This is a genomic window from Phytohabitans kaempferiae, assembly GCF_042433955.1.
Taxonomy (GTDB): Bacteria; Actinomycetota; Actinomycetes; order Mycobacteriales; family Micromonosporaceae; genus Phytohabitans; species Phytohabitans kaempferiae.
In genome coordinates, this window is record NZ_JBHLUH010000059.1 from 25,362 (window position 1) to 44,701 (window position 19,340).

General features: G+C 69.3%; 19 protein-coding genes and 1 pseudogene. 4 read left to right on the forward strand and 16 right to left on the reverse strand.

The genetic code is table 11. The annotated features are described in order from the left end of the window. Positions 1–2: 2 nt before the first annotated feature. From ACFFIA_RS27280 to ACFFIA_RS27350, 15 genes are all read right to left on the reverse strand, one after another. Entirely contained in the window at positions 3–1,295 is a 1,293-nt protein-coding gene (locus tag ACFFIA_RS27280) for a TadA family conjugal transfer-associated ATPase (RefSeq protein ID WP_377255631.1), read from the reverse strand. Further along, the gene (locus tag ACFFIA_RS27285; protein ID WP_377255634.1) at positions 1,292–2,044 is read right to left on the reverse strand and encodes a hypothetical protein; all 753 of its coding nucleotides are present in this window, start codon (positions 2,042–2,044) and stop codon (positions 1,292–1,294) included. Before ACFFIA_RS27285 ends, ACFFIA_RS27280 begins: the two co-directional genes overlap by 4 nt. Positions 2,045–2,051: 7 nt before the next feature. Further along, a complete protein-coding gene (locus tag ACFFIA_RS27290; RefSeq protein ID WP_377255637.1) occupies positions 2,052–2,696 on the reverse strand; it encodes an SAF domain-containing protein in 645 nt (214 codons plus the stop codon). Next, positions 2,693–3,544: a hypothetical protein gene (locus ACFFIA_RS27295; protein ID WP_377255640.1), complete on the reverse strand. Its 852-nt coding sequence runs from the start codon at positions 3,542–3,544 to the stop codon at positions 2,693–2,695. Before ACFFIA_RS27295 ends, ACFFIA_RS27290 begins: the two co-directional genes overlap by 4 nt. Continuing rightward, entirely contained in the window at positions 3,538–3,906 is a 369-nt protein-coding gene (locus ACFFIA_RS27300) for a hypothetical protein (RefSeq protein WP_377255643.1), read from the reverse strand. Before ACFFIA_RS27300 ends, ACFFIA_RS27295 begins: the two co-directional genes overlap by 7 nt. Positions 3,907–4,253: 347 nt before the next feature. Beyond that, positions 4,254–4,757: a hypothetical protein gene (locus ACFFIA_RS27305; protein ID WP_377255646.1), complete on the reverse strand. Its 504-nt coding sequence runs from the start codon at positions 4,755–4,757 to the stop codon at positions 4,254–4,256. Between the two features lie 19 nt (positions 4,758–4,776). After that, entirely contained in the window at positions 4,777–6,093 is a 1,317-nt protein-coding gene (locus tag ACFFIA_RS27310) for an MFS transporter (RefSeq protein ID WP_377255649.1), read from the reverse strand. Between the two features lie 94 nt (positions 6,094–6,187). After that, positions 6,188–7,432, reverse strand: coding sequence for a tryptophan 2,3-dioxygenase (locus tag ACFFIA_RS27315; protein ID WP_377255652.1), 1,245 nt, complete (start codon positions 7,430–7,432; stop codon positions 6,188–6,190). A gap of 5 nt (positions 7,433–7,437) precedes the next feature. Continuing rightward, entirely contained in the window at positions 7,438–8,595 is a 1,158-nt protein-coding gene (locus ACFFIA_RS27320) for an aminotransferase class V-fold PLP-dependent enzyme (RefSeq protein WP_377255655.1), read from the reverse strand. A gap of 3 nt (positions 8,596–8,598) precedes the next feature. Beyond that, the gene (locus tag ACFFIA_RS27325) at positions 8,599–9,264 is read right to left on the reverse strand and encodes a tryptophan 2,3-dioxygenase family protein (protein ID WP_377255658.1); all 666 of its coding nucleotides are present in this window, start codon (positions 9,262–9,264) and stop codon (positions 8,599–8,601) included. 986 nt (positions 9,265–10,250) lie between these two features. Beyond that, positions 10,251–11,450: a cytochrome P450 family protein gene (locus tag ACFFIA_RS27330; RefSeq protein WP_377255661.1), complete on the reverse strand. Its 1,200-nt coding sequence runs from the start codon at positions 11,448–11,450 to the stop codon at positions 10,251–10,253. Continuing rightward, entirely contained in the window at positions 11,447–12,703 is a 1,257-nt protein-coding gene (locus tag ACFFIA_RS27335) for an MAB_1171c family putative transporter (RefSeq protein WP_377255664.1), read from the reverse strand. Before ACFFIA_RS27335 ends, ACFFIA_RS27330 begins: the two co-directional genes overlap by 4 nt. 14 nt (positions 12,704–12,717) lie before the next feature. Next, positions 12,718–13,236: a hypothetical protein gene (locus ACFFIA_RS27340; RefSeq protein WP_377255667.1), complete on the reverse strand. Its 519-nt coding sequence runs from the start codon at positions 13,234–13,236 to the stop codon at positions 12,718–12,720. Between the two features lie 166 nt (positions 13,237–13,402). After that, positions 13,403–13,834, reverse strand: coding sequence for an XRE family transcriptional regulator (locus tag ACFFIA_RS27345; RefSeq protein WP_377255670.1), 432 nt, complete (start codon positions 13,832–13,834; stop codon positions 13,403–13,405). A gap of 40 nt (positions 13,835–13,874) precedes the next feature. Beyond that, complete coding sequence (locus tag ACFFIA_RS27350; RefSeq protein WP_377255672.1) at positions 13,875–14,141, reverse strand: helix-turn-helix domain-containing protein; 267 nt, start codon at positions 14,139–14,141, stop codon at positions 13,875–13,877. A 723-nt stretch (positions 14,142–14,864) separates the two neighbouring features. Between ACFFIA_RS27350 and ACFFIA_RS27355 the strand changes: the two genes are divergently transcribed. Continuing rightward, positions 14,865–15,326 carry a hypothetical protein gene (locus ACFFIA_RS27355; RefSeq protein WP_377255674.1) on the forward strand — a complete coding sequence of 154 codons (462 nt, stop codon included), beginning with the start codon at positions 14,865–14,867 and terminating at the stop codon, positions 15,324–15,326. Between the two features lie 288 nt (positions 15,327–15,614). Then, a pseudogene (locus ACFFIA_RS27360) lies at positions 15,615–16,024 on the forward strand (SAM-dependent methyltransferase). 204 nt (positions 16,025–16,228) lie between these two features. Here ACFFIA_RS27360 and ACFFIA_RS27365 read toward each other — a convergent pair. Next, a complete protein-coding gene (locus ACFFIA_RS27365; protein WP_377255677.1) occupies positions 16,229–16,528 on the reverse strand; it encodes a hypothetical protein in 300 nt (99 codons plus the stop codon). A gap of 1,432 nt (positions 16,529–17,960) precedes the next feature. Here ACFFIA_RS27365 and ACFFIA_RS27370 point away from each other — a divergent pair. Further along, on the forward strand, positions 17,961–18,089 hold the full coding sequence (locus tag ACFFIA_RS27370) for a hypothetical protein (RefSeq protein WP_377255679.1): 129 nt from the start codon (positions 17,961–17,963) through the stop codon (positions 18,087–18,089). Between the two features lie 527 nt (positions 18,090–18,616). Then, on the forward strand, positions 18,617–19,267 hold the full coding sequence (locus ACFFIA_RS27375) for a hypothetical protein (RefSeq protein WP_377255682.1): 651 nt from the start codon (positions 18,617–18,619) through the stop codon (positions 19,265–19,267). The last annotated feature ends 73 nt before the right edge of the window (positions 19,268–19,340 follow it).

Consider the following 19,340-nt stretch of genomic DNA (forward strand, 5'->3'; position numbering starts at 1 on the left):
TGTCACCACCCGGCCAGCCGGTCAGGGTTGAAGCCGGCCGCGGCGACTTCGTCAACGGTGGCGGGGCGCAGCGGGATCGCCGGGGTGGCGCGCCGGTCCTGGCCGGGGCGGAACACCTCGTTGCTGGTCACCTGCGGCCCGTCCGCGCCGATGACCTCCCGCACCGATGAGATCACCCGGGTACCGTCGGGTGTGCGGGCCAGGTGCACGACGACGTCGACCGCGACGCCGACGAGAGCGGCGGTGGCGTCGAACGGGAGCCGTTCGACGCCCTGCGCCGCGTACGTGAGGATCTTGGTGAACGCCTGCGCCGAGGTGCTGGTGTGGATGGTGGCCAGGCTCCCGTCCGCGCCCAGGGACATGCAGTTGAGCAGGGGGACGACCTCGCCGCCGCGGGCTTCGCCGAGGATGACCCGATCCGGCGACATGCGCATCGCCCACCGCACCAGCTCGGCCAGGTCGACGCCGCCGTGGCCCTCGAGGTTGGGTTCGCGGGCCACGATGGCCACACAATCGGGGTGGGCTGGGTCCAGGTCGAGGGCGAGCTCGTCGGTGTCCTCGATCGTGACGATCCGCTCCTGGTGCGGGATGGCCTTGGCCAGCGCGCGCAGCATGGTCGTCTTTCCGGCGGCGGGCCCACCGCAGACCAGGATGTTCTTGCGTGCTAGGACCATCGCGGTGAGCAGGTCGCGGAGCAGCGGATCCATGGCCCGGTGCCGGGTGGTGAGGGTGTCCAGGTCGACGTCGAGCAGGGTGTGCCGGCGGATGGACACGCTCGGCTGGCGGGCCAGCAGAGTGGCGAACAGCCGGCTGCCGTCCGGCAGCCGTAGCGAGACCCGCGGCATGCCACGGTCGAGGCGTCGCTCGTCCACGCCGATGCGGGCGGCGAGGTCGCGCAGATGGTCCACCAGCGCCTCCACCGACGAGAACGGCGACGGCACCTGCTGTTTGCGGCCGTCGGCGCGGGTTATCCAGGTGGTGAGGCCGTTCAGGTAGATGTTGGTGACCTGCGGATCGGTCAGCAGCGAAGTCAGCGGTCCCAGGCCGGAGAAGGCGTCGGTTAAGGCGGTGGCGACCTGCCGCTCCAGCGGAGGCGGCAGCGGCATGTGGCCGGCGGCAAGGCGGCGTTCGGCGTAGGCGTCCAGGATGTGGCCGACGGCGGTGGCCACATCTGCCGGTGCTCGGCCTTCGGAGGACATGCGGGTCAGGGCGGCTGCCACTGCGGGGCGAAGCTCGTCGACCACCTCCCGTGCCTGCGGCAGGACCACGACACCCGGGCTGACAGGTTCGGTCATCGCGGCCGGTCCGGTTGCTGCGCGGGCGATGTGGCCTGCCTGGCGGCCGATGGTTGCGCGGCGAGCCGGGCCGCGATGCGGGCGATGGCCCGGCCTAGGCGCAGCCGTCGCCAGTTCGCGACGCTCAGCTGCCCGGACAGCACGCCTGCGCCCCATCGGCTGCGTGGCAGCGTCCCGATTACTGGATGGTCGAGTCCTCCGAGGCCGCTGGCGCGGGTCGACTCGGCGGCGGTACGGACCAGCCACAGACGCCCCGGCAGCCTGGCGGCGAGGGCAGGCAGTCGGGCGGCGACGTGCGCGTACGCGTCCAGCCGCGTCGAGACGAGCAGCAGAACGTGGTCCGCGGCGGCGGCCAACCCGAGGGCGGGGCTGGCCGGATCCAGCCGGCCTACATCCATCACCACGACCGCGTTGTCTGCGGCCTGCCGCAGGGCAGGCAGGCCACGGGCGGCCAGCAGCGCGACCGGGGCGGTGGCCGCGTCTGCGGGAGGTGCGAGCACGACGTCCGCGCCGATACGCAGCCTCTGCCGGAACACCGAGATGATGGGGGCGTCAAAGTCCCGGCGGGCCGCTGCGGCGAAATGCGTCAAGCCCGGGTCTGGGTGGTGCCCCCACCGAGCCCACAGGTCGCCGCCGGCCGGGTCCGCTTCGATCAGGACCGCACCCGGCTGCGGCCAGAGCACGGCCAGCCCAAGCGCGAGACTGGTCACACCCGGCGAGCCTTTGACCGAACCGACCGCGATCAGCATGGTTGGTTCACCGCCGCCCCTGGATGTGCACCAGCCGCACCACCGTGGCGGCGGCCACCCGCGCCGCGTCGGCGACCGGCAGCAGCAGCGACACCACGGTGTCCCCTGACTGGTCGGCCGCGGCCTGGACCGATACCACTACCGCCGGCGCCGCTGGCGGTGTGACCTGCGGCAGGTCAGCAGCGTCGGTAGCGGCGACCAGAGGCAGGACCTGGCTGCCAGCAGTAAGGCCCGGCGGCGCCGCGCCAGGCTTGAGCAGCGCGGCCACGATCGCTTGCCCGGCCGGCGGCCACTGGCCGGCGCCAAGGTGGGCGCGGGACAGCAGCGTCCCCGCCGCAAGCGGCACTGCGGCCGGCTGCCCGACCGCGGTCGCCCGGTCGTCGTCGCTGATCGCGTCGAGGGCGGCGTCGGTGGCCACCTGCACCACCCGCAGATCGCCGTCGGTCAACACCTGCCCCGCCGGCACAGCCCGGGCGAGCGCCAACATGGGGATACGGGCGTCGATGCGCCCGGCGAGCACAGCGCCCGCTACCGCGAATCCGACAATGAGTACGGCCGCCACGAGCACTCGCGGCACATTGACTTGTCGGCGTAGCAGCGGGCCTGCGGGCGCCGCCGGTGCGGCGACGAGGGGGTGGGCCGACGCGCTCATCCGGTAGCCCCCTTGCCGTCGCTGACCAGGCTCTGCGCCTCGACTACCTGGGCGCGAAGGCGGGCGGTGGTGGTCAACGTTCCCGCGTCGCCGCTTTGGCCACCGCCGACCCAGGTCACCTGCCACGCCACCAGTACGGTCACCTCGATACGGGCGGGGCGGCGGTAGATGTGCCCACAGGTCGGCGACGGGGCCGCCGGGTCGAGGCTCGCGGTCCAGGGTGTGCCGGGTCCGCAGGTGATGGTGGTGCCGTCGCCGAGTCGCCACTGGGCGCGGACCGGCCTGGCGGTCGCGGTCACCGACATGCCGGGGACAGCGGCGGTGGCTGACCGGGCGCTCCACGAGCTGGGGCCGATCCACAGCCACACCGGAACCCACACCAGCATCGGCGCCACCGCGGTGTCCGGGCTGGTGCGAATCATCGGCGCCGGCGGGCGTAGCCGGGAGACGGCCTGTTCGGCCAGAACACCGGGGTCGGCCACATCCGCATCGGTCAGCCATATCGGCTGCGACTGCGATGCGCCACCATCCGCGCGCGCACATGTGCGCGTGTACCAGGCTCCGCCGCCCGACCCCCCGGCGGGCGGCGGAGCCTGCGGCTCGACCCGCTCGTACCGGCACCGCTGCGGCCCGCTCGCGCCACCTTCGGAACGCCGGTCGGCGTCGCCGTCCCCGTCGGCGGGCTTGGCAGGGGTCCCAGCGAATAGGCGGCACTCGGGCGCATCCTGGCGCTGGCGGCAGTCCACGCCGCCGATCCCGTCGCCAGCCAGGACCGCGCCGCCGCCCCACACCAGCAGCAGCACGAAGGCGACCGCCGCGCCCAGTCCGCATCGCAGGGCGGCTAGCATGAGCCCACCTCCTGGATGCCGAAGCTGGCCACCCGCCAGCCGGCCGGGCCGTGGACAACGGTCGCCAGGGCCGCGCGCCGGCCGCCGGGCTCGTCATCGGCCAGCCGCCCGTCGGAGCGGTAGACCAGGAAATCGCTGGTGTCCATGCAGTCAGCGACGGTGACCGTCGACGGATCGTGAGATGGTGAGGCGCTGTGCACTCGGGGCGAGGTGATCAGGTTCCCTTTGAGGCGCTGGCCGCGCTTGCGGTAGCCGGCAAGGCCGTTGCGTAGGGTGGTCAACGCCAGCCCGGTGGCGTACCGCTCCAGGTCCGGGGCGTGTGGGTCTGCGGTCGCGCCGGCACGGGCGTACGTCGTCCACATTCGGCGGTAGGTGTCGATGGCAGCTTCAGTGCCGTGCGCAGAGTCAGCGGTGGCAGCCGGCGACCCGCCGCGCGTCTGGGATGCGTCAGTGCTGCCGGATTTGGCGCTGGAGCACGCCATCGTGGCCAGCGTCAGCGCGGTGACGGCGCCGATTCTCAGCCCGCGGTCTGACCGCGGCGGGCGGCCGGGGCGCCGTGCGCGGCTGCGGTCCACGCTGGGCGGCCAGGCTCGTGATCTGTCGAACAAGGTAGCTCCCCAGGGTTCTTTAACCGGCGAGGCCGGTCCGCCTCGCCGGTTGACAACCGTTGACCGGTGTGCCGGTCGCGGACGCGAGATGGGCGGCTAGGTCAAGCGGACGTCAAGGACCGGAACCGGTCGCCGGCGTGGCGCCGTAGCGCGGATTCGATCTGCTCGCGGGCCTCGGCGACGTTCTCCAAGTCGACCAGCACGTGCCCCTTCGGGCCGGCGCCGGCGGCCGGGAACGTCGGGCGATGCCGCATCCGCACCTCGTCGGCGACCCAGAGCACCAGGATGTCCCGGTCGGCCGGAGTCCGTTCGATGCTGATCGCCCGCACCAGCGCCCAGGGGCCGGCGAACGCCTGCCCATTGGCACGCACGTCCAAGCCATCCGGGGCGATGACGATCCGGAATGGACGCACCGACCCGATGGCTACGGCGATCGCCGCGCCCAGCGCCACCACGCCGCTGCCCCAGACCATGACCGAGACCGCCCAGGCGGGCCCGCCCACCCCCGCGCCGATGCACAGACCGGCCAGTGCCGCGATCGCGGCGTATCCGAACCCGACCCGCGCCGACTTGCGGTCCCAGTGGCGACTGCGATGAAGCTCCATCCGTCGTTCCCTTCTTCTGCTAGGGGTTGGCGTTCGAACGTGTGAAGACGGCCAGCAATGTCGCAGCGGCGGCGAGCGAACTGGTCGCCGCGAACGCGGCGCCGCCGAGCCGGACGGTGAAGGCCGCGAGCGCTGCGGCGCCGACAGCGCCGCCGAGGAACTGGGCGAACATCAACAGGCCGGCCCCCGTGCCACGCGATCGTTCGGGCAGGTTGGCAGCCAGCCAGCGGGTCAGGACGACTTGCGTGACGGCGCTGGCGGCGAGTCCGGCGGTGGCGGCGGCCGTCGCGGATACCGGTCCGCCGACCACCGTGACCTGCAGCATCAGCAGCGTGAAGGCGGCGCCGGTCGCGGCGACAAGCCTCATGCCGTCACCGCGTCGGCGGGCGGCCACCTGGGCCAGAACCGCACCCACGACGGCGCCGGGTAGCAGAGCGGCGCCGATCCGCAGCGCCGACCAGCCGTGCTCGTGCGCGAGCAGCGAGGGCACGCCAGCCATCACCGCGAACAGCGCCCCGTAGACCCCGCCGCCGATCCCACAGACCCGCGCGAACCGCGGATGCGTGAGCAGTCGAAGCGGCACGAACCCCTCGGGCCGCCGTATCGTGTGCCAGGCCAGCAGCAGCACCGCGCCCACCGTGCCTGCCGCGGCCACGGCGACAGCGATGGTTGGCAACGCAACCGCGTAGGCCTGGGTCAGGACCAGCAACCCGCCGGCAACGACGGTCAGCAGCCCGGCACCGGGAAGGTCGATCCGACCAGGCCGGGCGGGGCGGGGTGCGGCGGCGAGGCAGGCGGGTACCGCGGCCAGGGAACATGCCGGCAGGACCAGTCCCAGACGCCAGACACCGGCTGCGGCGGCCAGCGCGCCGGCGAGCGTGGCCGCCGCGGCGCAGCCGGCCGCGACAGCGCCGAGGCCAGCGACGGCCCGCCCACGATCGGCCGGCGGGACGCTCCCGGCCAGCGTCAGCGCGCTGGCGACCGCCGCGCCGGAACCGGCCGCGACCGCTACCCGTCCGGCCACCAACGAAGGCAGGTCCACACCTAGCAGGCAGACCAGGAACCCGCCGGTGAGCAGGAACGCGCCGACCCGGATCACCACGGCGACGCCAAACGCGTCGGCGAGCCGACCAGCGACGGCGGTAGCCACGCCCAACGCCAGCGCGTACGCCGACAGCACCCATACGGCCTCCCCTGGGCCGATGCGTAGGTCGGCGATGAGGTTCGGCAGGACAATCGCAGCCGACGTCACACCGAATGTCGCCGGGCCGTACAGTGCGCCGGCCCGCAGGCCCACCACCGGGCGGCTGGTGCGGTGCTGGTCGATCGCGGTCACCGAAGGACCCTCCTTCCTGGTGGTCGTGGTGGTTGATAGGCGCGTCGAGACGGCGGGCGACGCGGCGTTGTGCGGCCCGATGACGTAGCCGGGGTCAGCGGCAAACGCGCGGCTGGTCGGTGGTGCCGGGAACGCTGCGGAACAGTGGGATGCGGCGGACGGCCGCCAGGTACTCCGGGCCGCTGGTGCTGCCGGTGCCGGGCTTCTCACCCAGGAAGCGGACGGCGAGCCGGTAGTGGGTTTGCCGCCACTGCTCGACTGCCTCGGCCAGAGCAGCCATCGCCTGTTCGACCCGCCCTCGTTGGCCCGCGTCGAGTCGGCCGGTGGCCAGCGATTCCAGATAGATGTCCTCGAACCCGCGGTGGCCGTCGACCACCAGTTGCCGCACGTCAGGAACGGAGGTGAACGCGGCCGAGTCCAGCCGTTGCTGATCGGGACGGCGGCACAACACCTCGACGAGCTTGGCCGCCCTGGACTGGATCGCGGATGCACCTTCGGTATGCACGCGGAACGTGGCGAACGCCTGCGGCTGCATCGTGGCGATCAGGGAGAACAGCGGCCGGGCATCGCGTAGCACGCTGGCCGCGCCGTCCAGGAACACCGCGGCCAGTCGTGCGTTGCCGCGGTCCAGCACCTGGTTCGCGGCTTTCAGCTCGACCGCCATCAGAGTGAAGGCGGCCTCGAAGCATTGCAGCACGCGGATGAACATCCACTCGTCGTGGACGGTGTCAACGGGCAGCATCGAGTAGCGGACCGCGTCCAGGCACGCAGGTGGCAGCGGGTCGGTGATCGTCGCCCACAGCTGGTGGGCCCCGTCTGCCAGCAGGTCGTCAGTGCTGGGCCGGTCCAGCCGGAGCCGGGTCAGTGCCGGTGTGGCCGCGCGGATCGCGAGGCGGCAGCGTTTGGCGACGATCGACGCCGACGGCCGCTGCCGGGGCAGTGGCACATGACCGGGGTGTCGCAAGGCCGTTGTCTCGAAGACCAGCATGTCGGCGAGCAGGTGAACGGTCAGCCAGTCGTGCGTCCGCCAACCCGCTCCGAGGTCCGGCTCGGCCAGGTCGGGCATCGGCAGCAGTGCCAGGGCGAGGTAGCTCGGGGCGTCGAACTGGCCGTCCCAGCGGTCAAGCACGATGCCCAGGAACCGGTCCAGCATCAGCCGGGCCGGGTCGCGCTCATCTGCGGTGGGCGCCAGCCCGCCCCGTACCTTGTCCAGCAGCACCAGCAGGTCGTCCGGTACCGCGGCCTTGCCGAAATGCTGAACGGCGGTCACGACGGTTTGGTACGGGAAGCTGGCAGGGTCGGCGGTGCTGGCCGACAGCCAACCGGTTAGCTCACGCATAGGGTCTACACCTCGCTCGGCTCGGGCACGGCACGGGAGTGGGGATGGGCGATCCGATAGCGCGGTAGGGCCGCGCACAACGCGTCCACATCGGACTTCGTGGTGAAGTAGTGCATGGCCAGGCGCACCACGTTTCGCCGTGGTGCCACGTTGATTCCCCGAGCGGCCAGCCAGGCCGCCAACGCCTCTGGGTCGGCGTCGAGGACGGCCAGGTGCGCGCCGCGCCGCTCAACGTCGCAGGGGGTGCAGATTCGCTCGCCCTGCTCGGTCAGCCGATTCCTCGCGTAGGCCAGCAGCGCGCAGACATGGCGGCGGACATCTACGAGGTCGAGTGCCTGGATAAGGCGCATACCGGCGTTCGCGGCGAACACCGCACCGAGCGCCGGCGTGCCGGTCTCCAGGCGGCGGGCGTCGGGGCGGTAGTCCAGCAGCGGGTCCCACGGCCTGGTTTGGGCTTGCCAGCCGGTCAGGCGGGGCAGGCGGGGTAGGTCGGCCGCGTCGCGTGCGTACAGGAACGCCAAACCCGGCTGGCCGCACAGGTACTTGCTGGCGTTGGCCACGAGGAAGTCGCAACCCCATTCGGTCACGTCGACCGGCTCGACGCCGACGGCCTGGCACGCGTCGACCAGGACGGCGGCGCCAGCGGCGTGGGCCGCCTGGACGATCCGCGCCACTGGCAGACGCGCACCATCTCGGTAGGTCGCCGCAGGCACCGAGACCAGCCCGGTCTGCTCATCGAGCGCTGTGATGTAGTCGTTGACGGTCGGCGCCCTGTCGGTGGAGTTGGCGTACACGACTTGGGCACCGCGCGGTGCCTGTGCCTGCCACACATGCCCGACACCGGGAAAGTCGGCGGGCGTGGCCAATATGCGGGGCCGCTCCCACCAGACCAGACCGGAGGCGACCTGGTACACGCCGACCGAGACGTTCGGAACGAGCGCGACTTGGTCTTTGCGGGCACCGATCAGCGTGGCGAACAAGGCACGTGCCTGATCCGCCTCCCGCTCGAAGTGCTCCCACGCCCGACCGTGGTCCTGCAGACGCAGCATGGCCCCGAGCGCCGCCGCGACGGCGGCCGAGCGCGGCGGCCAGCTGCAACTGGCCAGGTGTACCACACGGTGCAGCGCCGGAAACTGGCGACGGAACGCGGCCGAGTCGGTCATCGCCTAACCCCGCGCGCCCGCCGCCGGCGTCGCCAGCGCCGACGGCCACAGCTCGGGAAACAACCGCTGCCCGGTCAACGCGCTGAGGGAATCGACGGGCATGCCCTGCGTTCCGACGCCTCCCGCACCCACCAAACGGGCCGCGAGCAGGTGGTGGTGGTGCCGCCATATGCTGACCTGGCAGTCCAAGTCGAGCAGCACTCGAACGAGGCGGAACGCGGCCGGGTCGACAACACCGCCCGCTTCGAGGCGGGCGCCGCCGCCGGCCGCGAGAACCGGTTGGAGCACGCCGCGCAGCTCGCGGGCCGCCTCGCGAAGTGCGCGCCAGCCCGGCGATTGCGCACCGCTGCCATCTTTCAGAACCGCACGAATGATCGCGAAGTCGTGGGGAGTGATCGTGGTGAGCAGCTCCAGCCCACCGGTGAGCAGGGCGATGACCCGGCATACTCGACCCAGCAGGTCCCGCGCATCGTCCAAGCCGCCGGCGGCGATCCTCGCGGTCGCCGTGGCGGCCTCGCCGCTGGCTTGCAGCAACCACAGCTCGTGGACCTGGTGCACAGTCCGAAACAGGGCCTCGTCCCGGTGCGCGAGCTGATCCGTTGGCATGCGCAACGACGACAGCAGGTCTGTTCGCATGTAGCGGCCGTACTCGGATGTCGGCGGGAACATTTGAGCAGAGTTCCGCGTGTCCGGCGGAACTGTTCGCTCGGCTGGCCTATCAAGAATTGATGTCATGTGCTTTCCTCCTATGTGCAAGTCATCAGTGGACGGCCATACGAATACGCCGTCCGCGAACAGCGACGAGCAGGTAGCTCCAACGGATACGACCATCCCCTCCCAAACAGGGATCCGGGCGATCGTGGCCCCTCACGAGAAAGTCTTGCGCCGATCAGTTGCTAGCGGAAGTTGACATCTGGTTGACAACTCGGACCGGTGCTCAGATCTGGCGATCCGCAAAGGACGCAGCGCTATCGGCAGGCAGTCGGTGCGCAACCAAGCCAGCCTTCACTACGAGTGATTGTGCGGTCGCCGCATAGGCCCGAATAGCTCCTTGCCGAACCTCGGGAGCCCAGACCGTTTTCAGGTCTGGCATCGGCGAACGCGTCGGCCGCGACGAAATACCCAAACCCGTGATTGGCGTGGACGCGCCAATGCCTCCGGCCGCGCGTTTGCGGAAGTTGGAAGCGGTCGGCGACATTGGCGCCACCCACATGCCTCGATGCCCTGCGTGGGGCGGAGGGCCGCGTGCGAGCGCTGCGCTTCCCGCCGCATCGCCGCACGCCATCGGGGTGCCGGTCGGCTGGAGCCTGCGGTGGGGCGGCGTTGCCGGGTGACCGCCTATTGGCGCCGCGAGCCGAACGCCGAACCAAAACCGTCGATGATGGACCCGGCAAGGGAATCGATGGTCCGAAGCGGCGTTCGTGATCACCAACCAAGCATTACCCGGAACGCCTCCCACCGGAAGTTGACATTAGGTTGACATCTTCGCCGTCTGGAAGACGACGTCTGACCGCAGAGGGCGAAGCAAGGTTGGTCTCGACTGGCCTGCGTGGATAAACACCCACGTTCCGAGTGGTCTATCTAAAGAGCTGGCCGGAAGGGCGCGTGCTCGGTACGTGCGCGTCTAGTGAAATGGCCGCGAACCGGAAACGCCGTCAGTGTCGCTCGACGAGAATGGGTAGCCTGACAAGGCCGCGACTTCGGAATGAAGGACGCCATTGGAGCGCTCCGGGGGCACTTTCCAGCTCGATTCGCGGATACCGGTCGATGAGTGCACCGATTGCCGTTCGTATCGTCGTCCGGGCCAGAGCGGCACCGAGGCAGTAGTGAGCACCGTGCCCGAACGCCAAGTGGGTGTTGTCGGTGCGGTCGAATCGGAGCGTGTCCGGATCTTCAAACGCGTCGGGATCGCGGTGTGCCGATGCCAGGCCGAGCAGGACGGTGTCCCCCGCGGGCACCCGCACAACGCCGATCTGGACGTCATCGAGGGCGAAGCGTCGAATCGCGTACGGGTTCGGCCCGGTGAAGCGGAGGAACTCCTCCACCGCCACCGGTAGCAGGCCGGGCCTTGCTCGCAGAGACGCCAGATGGTGCGGACGCTCCAGCAGCGCCAAGACGGCGTTGCCGATCAGGTGGGCCGTCGTTTCGTGTCCCGCGAGAAGCAGGAGAAAGGCCAGTGACGTGAGCTCGTCCTCGCTGAGCCGGTCCCCATGATCCCTGGCGGTGACCAGCGTGCCCAGCAGGCTCGTCGCGTGCCGGCTGCGCGCGTCGTTCACAAGAGCACGAACCAAGGCATCGATCTGATTCACCGCCTGCCCGACCGTGAAACGGTCGGTGCTGTGCGGAACGAACAGCGCCTCCGCCCAGCCCTGGAACGCACCGAGTGCGCCCTGGGGGACCCCGAGCACGGTGGCGATGACATGAAGCGATAGCGGGAAGGCGAACTCGCCGACGATGTCGATGCGTCCGTCGGTGTCCGCCGCGGCGAGCAGGTCGACGGTGTGTCGTCGGATCGACGGCTCGAGGCGGCGCAGGCGGCGGGGGGTGAAGGCCGTCGACACCAGTCGCCTGACCCTGGAGTGCTGGGGCGGGTCCATGTTGAGCAGATTGGCGTCGAGGGCGGGCGGAAGGGGCAAGCCGCGGTAGCCGCTTCGCGAGTTGGTTTTGTCCAGCGATAGGCGTGGATCGACAAGGCAGCGACGGACGTCGAGGTACCGGGTGACGAGCCAGGCCGCCGACCCGTTGGGAGTGACCGCCCGGTGGATGGGTGCCCTGCGGCGCCAGGTCGCGTAGGAGGGGAAAGGGTCGGCCATGAACGCCGCGTCGCCGTGCAGGATCAGTGGCTGTCTCGTCAACGTGTGCTCCGCGAGGACGCGGCGTTCGCCGCTGTACGGCGACGGCTGTCGGCGGTGCGGACAGCCGTCGCCACGATGGGTGAGACGTCGAAGGCGTGAGCGACCTTGACAAGGTACGCCGTCTCGCCTACGACATCTTCGGCGCCGGTCGGTTCGTGGTCGGCGGCGCGCCGAGGCTGCATCGATTCCCCTGCGGCCATCGAGTCGAGTGCCGAACGCAACAGCGATGCTTCGATTGCGGCGACGAGGTCGTCGCCCTCGATGCCGGCCTGTTCGCCGAGGCTACGCGCGATCGTCGCGACGTTGTCATCGAAGTACGGACGAAGGCCGAGCATGCCGTCCCGGATTTCCACCACCCGGCGGGTGAGCCGGAACTGCAGATCGCGTGGATCCCAATGGTCAAGGCGCCGGGATCGAGGCGGATCGAGCGCGATCTGCGGACTCGCGGTCACCAAGGCGTGCCACAACGGGTACAGGCTCCGGTAGTCGTGGTGCCGGCGCAGCCACCGCAGCGCCCGGGACACGTACGGGCCCCAGGTCGGGATCGTCAGGCCGGTGATCGTGAAGATGACCCCGCCGCCGGCGCCCACTTGCGCGAGGATCTCCCACTGGTGCGGGTCGGCGCCGAGCCGGGCACCGACGATGTCGGCCGCACGGGCCACACCGTAGACCAGGCCGAGGGTCCCGCCCACACAGGTGAGATAGAGGCCCCGACGAAGCCACGGCCGTCCGGCCACCGGCGCGTAGTGCAGCCCCAGCCGGATGATGTCGACCCTCCCGACCATGTACGCGCTCAGATACAGCAGCAGGTAGACCGAGTACACCGGCAGGCCGGCGTAATGGGCGACGAAGTCCCGGGTGCGTTGGTCGTTCGCGTCGGCGAGCAGGAACAGCGTGACCATGCAAGGAAGCACGAGGACGCCGACGATCAACCGCCAGCGCGCCCGACGCCACGCGTCGGTGGCCGGGTATGCCCAGAACAGCAGCATCAACTGAATGCTGACGGTGTAGCAGATGACGCAGCACTGCGAGATCAGCACCGCGATGTTCTTGGTGCCGATCAGGTCGTCGACCGTCGCGTAGACCGGCGGGATGACCAGCGTAAACGTCGTGGCGATGAACGCGAACGCCAGGCACAGGGCCACACCTGCGGGCTCTCGTCGGCCCCGGCGCAGGCTCGGAAGCTTGAACAGCAGTGCGGCCCAGGCTAACGCGGCGTCGATCGGGTAGAGGACGTCGTTGACGGTCTTCATCCGGGTTGGTCTCCTTAGCCGTTGCCGAGTACGTGCCGGATGCGCATGATCACGCCGGCTGCCTCGGCCGGAATCGTCCACTGGGGTGTCGGCGCCCACTGCGTTGCCCGGCGCAGGATCAGCGAGGCGATGAGCTCCGCCGTACGTTCCTCCTCGGCCGAAAAGTGGGTGCGGCCGAGCATCCTGGCCACGACGTCGGGGTCCAGGTCAGGCACCAGGAGGCGGGCCGCGTCACGGTCGTCCACAGTGGTGGGGACGTGTTGGGCGACCAGGTGGCCCAGTTCGTGAAGGATGATCAACCGTTGGTGCAGCGGTGAGGTGAGGCGCTCGAAGAGGATCATGTCGTGTTCGTCGGTGGCGATCCACACCCCGCATGGAGCATCGGTGGGCATCGCCATGGGGCACAGCAGTATCCGCCGGTCCAACTGCTGGCCGACGCGTTGGCAGAGCAACTCGATGTCCAACGGTGTGGGTATGTCCAGGGTGGCGACGAGCCGTTCGCAACGCTGTCGCAGGGTGCTCCTGCCAGCCACGGGTTCACCCCCTGATGTCCACACACAAATGATCACGATTGGGCTCCCGTGGGTTGTGTCCCGGATGGAAGCTGGATCGGTTCTGAGTCGACGCCTCACCCGATCGCTGGAGGGTCGCTTTCTGGTCAACGCGTTCGTGACGAGACGGGGCCTTCGCCTACATCACCTATCGATGGCTGTCGTCGTCGGGCAGGCCCTCGAGCTTGCGGGCTTGGGCTATCAGTTGGGTGATCGCCGCCAGCGTGTCGGAGGACAACCCGAAGGCGCGCAGCGCGAGTCTGCGCACGCCGTGGTCGCGCATCACCGCGATCAACTGCAGTTGGCGATCAACATCCTTGGCAGTGGTCCGATCGGTGAAGTAGTTCGTCGGAACCCCGAAGAAGTCCGCCAGTCCGTGGAGAACCTTGATACCAGGGTTGTCGCTCTGTCCGTTCCGCAACTGCCACACATAGGTGTGCGACGCACGGACGCCCTTTGCGCGCAGCGCGACGGCCACCTCCTCGTAGGTGTGCTCGCGTCCGTCCGGACCGCGGACGGTCTTGAACAGGTGATCAAGTCGCTGCGCGATCGGTGACTGGGCGGCTGACTCCTCCAGCATCGTCGTCCCCTGCTCTCTCGAAGGCACGCCAGGTTGCGCCTCATGTGCTACCGCTGGGACCTGAGACAGCCCGGCTGTCATCGGCGCCACGGTGGTACCCGGCGATAGCAGTCACGGGCGGCGCTGCCGAAGGCAAGGTCTCTCGCTCGACGTCCAGAATGGACTCGTCGATACCCAACGCTGCCGCCAAAACCTTGCGGTTCTGCCGGTCGGGCAGGTGCTGCCCCTGCTCCCACCGCGAGATCATCGATTTCAATGAGGCAGGTTTTGGCAAGGTGAAACCCTGCCTGGCCGCCGCCTGCTGCATTCGACGGATCAGATCCCGTTGCGTCCACCCCAGACGCCGGCGGCGCTCCCGGAGGACCTGGGCCGGCGAGCACCGACCCGAAACACCGGTCGGCGGCGGTTGTGCTGTTCTGCTGCGCATGCCTACTCCTACAACTGGACACGATCGGGGAGCAGCGACCGCACCGATGGCTCTGAGGGAAGACCCGATTCCGCGCGGCAACCAGCCGATCGCACCTGGCAGGTGCTGGACCCAGCGACGACACCCCCTTTCCGCCTCATGGCGCGAACTCCGTCCCCGCGACCATCACCACAGCGACGTCGGCCCCTGCCAAACGCTGGGCTTCCACATGCCGTCCTCGTTGGTCCCGGCGGCAGCACCATGGCCGTGGTCGACTCAGACGAACCGGGCGACGTCGCGCTCTCTCGACGCCGAGTGGACCCAGGCGGGCCGCCGCGCCGTCAACCGTGCACGGCATCGGCCCATCCGGCGAGGGCGGTCACCGACCCGCCGGCCTGCGCCCGTTTAGCTGAGGGGTGTATCCACCACCGAGCGCCATGTACCTCCCTCGTGCGACCAACCATCCCTGTTGGGTCGGATCTGTTCCAGATAGCTCACGATGGAACGATCCTGAACCAGACTTCGCGATGCTATCTATAACGCTCGCGCAGGTCAACACTTGTTCCACTTCGGGCTCCCGTGGAACAATCTCGTACCAACCAGTTGGGGGAGGAGCGCCAAAGGATGCGTGGCGACACGGATGCCGACGGCTCGATGTTCGCGGCCCGACTGGAAACCCTGCTCGCGACGCGCGTCGACCCCGAAACTGGGCGGGCCTGGACCACCCGGGCCGTGTCCAAGGCGTTGTTGCGGTACGGACATCAGATCAGCCACGTGAGGGTTGGGCGGCTCAGGTCGGGCGAGAGTTCGGCGAATCCCGAGGACATCGAGGCGTTCGCTCGGCTGTTCGAGGTGCCGGTGAGCTACTTCTTCCCTGGCCTGGAAGATGACCCGGAGGAGCGGCGGCTCCGCGCGGCGATAGCCCGAGACCCGCAGCTGCGGGCCATCGCCATGCGGCTGGCCGAACAGGGGCCGATGCCGAAGCGCACCGCCGATGCGATTCTGCACATCCTGGAGCAGGTCCAGGTGCTTACTGGCTCCAGCCCGGTGGACGAGCCGCCAGCCGATCAACCGCACGGCGACTGACCTGGCCGATAGGCATTGGTCTTGTCCGCCTCGAGACCTATGAGGAGTCGCGATGCCCGACGATGTCAGTGACTGGGCCGACGAGCCACGCCGGGACAGCGTGGCAAGCTCTGCCCGAGTCTATGACGACCTGCTGGGCGGCAAGCACAACTTCGGAGCCGATCCCATGGTCGACGACGCGATATCCCAGGCGATGTCATGGGTCGCCCTGCAGGCCCAGCCAACCGGTGATTCCTTCGCCGCAGTGAAGGTTCAAGGGCCGACCAGGGCATCCGCCAGGTCCTCGACATCGGTTCCGGTATCCCGACCGCTGGCAAGGTGCACGAGATCGCGCAGCAGCATCACCGGGAACCCGGGTCGTGCACGTCGACATCGACCCGGTGGACGTCGGGGAATCCGTCAGGCTCCTGGCCGACTCGCCGCTGGCGACCGCGATCGGCGGCGACCTAACTCGGCCAGAGCAGATCATCCACGAGCTGGGCTCCGCCGAGCTGCGCGCCCTGATCAACCCGGCAGAGCCGCTCGGGCTTCTGCTCATCACGGTCACGCACGTCAGTACCAGGGCACAGGCACGTCGCTTCTTCGGCGGCCCTCCGCTGGCTGTCGGGGGCCAGTTGGCGTTCCCCGGGTATAGCCAGGTCGCGGGTGACGCTTGGACTGGGAAGACCGCCTATTCAACCGTCGCCAGTTCGTCGTGAAAACACCGTCGGATGGTCATGACTCTCACTGTCCGTGGTTGCCCGGGGCGTAGCTGGTCAGTGCCGCGGAGGTCACCGACTCCTCGCCGGGCCCGAGGAGCTCGCCTTCCGGCACGTCGTGGTGACGCCGAATTACCTCGGGGGACGCGTCGGCGAGGATAGGCCAAGAAGTCGGCCGTCTCGCGCCTTCTCCGGTCGACCGGTCTACTCCTCCGCGTCGGGGACGCCGAGCATGGCTCGCTCGGCCGCAGCGGTCTGCTCGTCGCCAGTGTTCTCGGCGGTGGGCATCAGCAGGACGGTCTCGTTGCCTCTGAGCCACTGGTAGGACCAGGTGTAGTCCACGTCGATGCTTTTCGCCCAAGGGAACACCGACGGAGCCAGGCTGCGCACTGCCGCGATGAAAGAGGCGACTGCGGTGTCGATCCGCTTGACGCGGACGTTGGCGGGCAGGCCGGGGGGCACGCGCAGCTTGAAGGTGATCGTAAGGACTCGTGGACTCGCCATGTTCTCTTCCTTTCGCCGTTATCTCGCTCAGAGTAAAAGATCTCCGCGAGATTTAGCAATGTCCCGCAGCCAGTTTCCCGACTATCACCGTCCGTGGCCGCAGCTTGGCTGCGGTCGGCGGGTCGGCAGGTCACCGGTGGCGGTCTTGCGCACGCCGGCGTTCTGCGCGGTCGTGGTGACCGATCCCCTGCGGCATGGCAACCGAGGCAGTACGGGTGGCGGAACGTCGGGGTGGCCGCTAGCTGACCCGCCGCGGCTGGTGTCAGTGCTTGCGAGGGCACGGAGTCCTGGTCTTCAGAGGCGCACCATCAGCCGGATGCTGGGCTTCTCGATCACCTTGCCGACTGAGGGCTGCGGTGCCGCTTGGCCGGGCCTCGCGGCGACGGGCACCCCGTTCTGAGTTGTGCGGTTTAGTCCGACGCTGCGCTCCCTGGTCATCCCTCGATACGTCGACGTCGTTTGGTGGATCTCTCCGCCGATGACCCCGACCAGATCCGCGGGGCCGATCCCGTCAACGTCTTCGAGCGGGCGGATAGAGGGGTACGGGCATTTGAGCCCAAATATTCTGCGGAATGTCCCAGGTGGACAGCTAGCTGAGCAGTGCGGATGACGCTGCGCAGCGCTACGGCTACCAGAACGATGTTGCCGTGCGTCACCGCCTGCGGCATAGGCTGTGTCCGGCCCGTAGTCCGGCGCTCGAGCGACGCCGCCCTTGTTGCAGGGGCGGCGTCCAATGTGCCCACTAGGCTGTGGGCTGCAACGGCGTGACCGGTAGGTCGATCGGGCGGAAGAGGCTCCTCGCATCCCGCGGGGGTGAGGACACCCCCCCAAGCCCCTCGATCGAAGGGAGCGCATGTTGTGCGCTTTACCTCGCCGGACTTTGCGCCGGCGTTCTCGCAAGATCCGGCCGGAGCGCATTACCTGGCAGAAGGTCGGAAGCCTCGTCGCCGTGATCCTTCGGATCACGGCGGCCGTCCTCGCGGTCTACACCGCGTCCGGCGGCTGCGGGCCGGTCTGACCCAGGGACCTGGCCCTATAACGCGGCGTAGCCCCGCCTAACCGGCGAGGCCACGACGCTTACTTCGTAACAACGGTGCGGGTTCTCACCCGGGGTAGCCGCCCCATGAGGGTGGGGGCCCGCATCGTTCATCTCTGGTCCTGCGCGGTTGCGCCATTACCTGGGTACGGGCAACGTTCGCACGAGCGCATCTTGGCACACCAAATCCGCAGTATCCACACTTTGGGCTGGAAGATAAGTCGCTTGGCGACCACGTGCAACAGGGTCTGACCTGGGAAAACGCCGAACAACCTGGGAAATGAATTTCTTGGAGAACCCCCTTCGCAACCACATTGGGCCCAAGTGCGCCGAAGACTCAATGCTGCGTCCAGGGTGCGACAAGATCGCCGCCCTCGATGGCGTACCGTCAGGCCCATGATCGCCGATGACGAGTTGGCCCTGGCCATCGAGGGCCGGCCGCATTGCCGACCGGACGGCGAGCACGCCGCGATCTATCAGCCGCCCGGCGCCGCCGGGCACGTTAAGCTCCGCCGCATCGCCTAGCCCGTCCGTGCCAGTAAACGGTGGGTCATCTCGACCATCAAGGGCGGGCGGGCCACCCGCACCCTGGCCTGCGGCACCGCCGCCGAAGCGGTCAAGTTCGCCGAGCGTGCCCAGCTCGCGTGACAGACACGCTGCGCTGCTGACAGATCACCACAGCCCTTGAACAAGATCGACTGACAGGGGCTGTTGGGCCCGGTTGGGCTGCCCGGCAGCAGGAGTGGGAGACCCGCGAGATCGGCTACACCCTGTCGGGCCTGCGACCGCGGGCATCTCATCGACTACCGGCGCTGTACCGAGGTGCCCACGCTCGCCGACCGGCTCACCGCGCTCCGCGCCCGGGCTGGCTGCCGGCGTCGACGATTTCGCGGAATGAAGCCGCCGATGTGATCACGCGGGGGACGCGACGGAACGCGTGCGCCGAAACCGCCGAAAGGGGTCGTAAGCTGACAACCAAAACCCCGGCGGCGTACCCACAAGGGGCAGGGGCGACCGGGGTCTACGCAGACCAGGATACAGGGAGCGATCTCGTGACGCCAGCGGAACTCGCCGTTCTGGAGAGCCGCTTGTCCACGGAGAGGCTCGCGCCGTACCGCGCCGTGACTGGTGGTGACGTGCGATCGGCGCTGCGGCTGTACGAGTGGAACCGGGAGGTCGGCGCCGCGTTCGGCGCGACCTTGGGCGACCTGGAGGTGGTGCTGCGCAACGCGATGCACGACCAGCTCACCGCCTGGTCCAACATGGCGGACGGCGAGCCTCGCTGGTACCTGGATCCGGGCCGGCTGCTGACCGGTGACGCGCTGGACGACATCGCGAAGGCGCGGCGCCGGGCGACCCGCAACGGCCGGCCGGAGGCGCCGGGCCGGGTGGTGGCCGAGCTGAGCTTGGGGTTCTGGCGGTATCTGCTGGCTGGCCGTTACGAGCGAACCCTGTGGCTGCCCTGCCTGCGGCAGGTATTCCCAGGACTGCAGGGCCGCGGTATGCGCCGCGACGTCAACGACGCCGTGCGTGATCTTCACCTGCTGCGCAACCGGATCGCACATCATGAACCCATCCACGACCGGCCGCTGAAGGACCTGCACGCCACGGCGATGAGCGTCGCGGACTGGGTATGCCCGGTCAGCCGGCGGTGGATCGAAACCCGGTGCCGGGTGGCGGCCCTGCTGGCCAGCCGGCCCTGACCAGCCAACCGGTCTGTTGGCCGGTCCGGTACCTGGCCTGTGGTCGGCTGCGCCTGGCCCTCGAACTGCCGGC

Bases quoted from the DNA above. Each gene is read 5' to 3' on its own strand.
- ACFFIA_RS27285 (WP_377255634.1), bottom strand. From the start codon at position 2,044: ATGCTGATCGCGGTCGGTTCGGTCAAAGGCTCGCCGGGTGTGACCAGT.
- ACFFIA_RS27280 (WP_377255631.1), bottom strand. From the start codon at position 1,295: ATGACCGAACCTGTCAGCCCGGGTGTCGTGGTCCTGCCGCAGGCACGG.
- ACFFIA_RS27290 (WP_377255637.1), bottom strand. From the start codon at position 2,696: ATGAGCGCGTCGGCCCACCCCCTCGTCGCCGCACCGGCGGCGCCCGCA.
- ACFFIA_RS27335 (WP_377255664.1), bottom strand. From the start codon at position 12,703: ATGAAGACCGTCAACGACGTCCTCTACCCGATCGACGCCGCGTTAGCC.
- ACFFIA_RS27370 (WP_377255679.1), top strand. From the start codon at position 17,961: ATGATCGCCGATGACGAGTTGGCCCTGGCCATCGAGGGCCGGCCGCAT.
- ACFFIA_RS27350 (WP_377255672.1), bottom strand. From the start codon at position 14,141: ATGCAGCAGGCGGCGGCCAGGCAGGGTTTCACCTTGCCAAAACCTGCC.
- ACFFIA_RS27365 (WP_377255677.1), bottom strand. From the start codon at position 16,528: ATGGCGAGTCCACGAGTCCTTACGATCACCTTCAAGCTGCGCGTGCCC.
- ACFFIA_RS27315 (WP_377255652.1), bottom strand. From the start codon at position 7,432: ATGCGTGAGCTAACCGGTTGGCTGTCGGCCAGCACCGCCGACCCTGCC.
- ACFFIA_RS27345 (WP_377255670.1), bottom strand. From the start codon at position 13,834: ATGCTGGAGGAGTCAGCCGCCCAGTCACCGATCGCGCAGCGACTTGAT.
- ACFFIA_RS27305 (WP_377255646.1), bottom strand. From the start codon at position 4,757: ATGGAGCTTCATCGCAGTCGCCACTGGGACCGCAAGTCGGCGCGGGTC.
- ACFFIA_RS27295 (WP_377255640.1), bottom strand. From the start codon at position 3,544: ATGCTAGCCGCCCTGCGATGCGGACTGGGCGCGGCGGTCGCCTTCGTG.
- ACFFIA_RS27325 (WP_377255658.1), bottom strand. From the start codon at position 9,264: ATGTTCCCGCCGACATCCGAGTACGGCCGCTACATGCGAACAGACCTG.
- ACFFIA_RS27355 (WP_377255674.1), top strand. From the start codon at position 14,865: ATGCGTGGCGACACGGATGCCGACGGCTCGATGTTCGCGGCCCGACTG.
- ACFFIA_RS27320 (WP_377255655.1), bottom strand. From the start codon at position 8,595: ATGACCGACTCGGCCGCGTTCCGTCGCCAGTTTCCGGCGCTGCACCGT.
- ACFFIA_RS27300 (WP_377255643.1), bottom strand. From the start codon at position 3,906: ATGTGGACGACGTACGCCCGTGCCGGCGCGACCGCAGACCCACACGCC.